The 520-nt window shown below is 36.5% G+C and carries 1 protein-coding gene; it reads right to left on the bottom strand.

Annotated features, from left to right (window positions below):
• Positions 1-273 (bottom strand): hypothetical protein (locus tag QTO00_RS20715; RefSeq protein WP_331426398.1); only part of this gene is annotated, 273 nt, incomplete at its 3' end.
• Positions 274-520: the final 247 nt, after the last annotated feature.

Here is a 520-nt window from a genome sequence, read left to right on the forward strand (position 1 = left end):
CCAAGTACTATTCTTAATCTCTGGAATAATTTCCCCTGTTTTACTCACAAACACCCAATCATTTTCGTCTGTTTTGATCTGTATATTTTGCGTAGAAACTTGCACTTCAAAGCGAGAATTGTTTACAAAAAAAGCACATCTTTCACCTGTATTACAGTTCACATTGATGACTGAATCATGTTCTATCGTTCGCCAAATAAACGCGACCACCAGGACGGTTAACATGATGATAATTTGAACAAAACGGCCTCGAGTAAGTTTCTGTGCTGCCATTATGAGGGGTTCTCCGTGTAACAAACTTCAAAGTTTTAAAATAAAAGCCCAAAACCAGAACGACTGTAAGGTTACTACGCTGTCATTGAATTGTTAAATGCAGTATAGTTGGCGGCTGAAAGTGCCATTTTTTTTAAAGACTGGCAAGAATATTTAACCAATTGATACTGGTGTGATTTTCTTAACAGTTTTGGGTGGCATTACGACATGTGTCGTGTTGAAAGTAAAGTGTAGTTAATTAGAAATT

The sequence above is a fragment of the Vibrio sp. M260118 genome (genome assembly GCF_036533755.1).
In the GTDB taxonomy this organism is placed as follows: Bacteria; Pseudomonadota; Gammaproteobacteria; order Enterobacterales; family Vibrionaceae; genus Vibrio.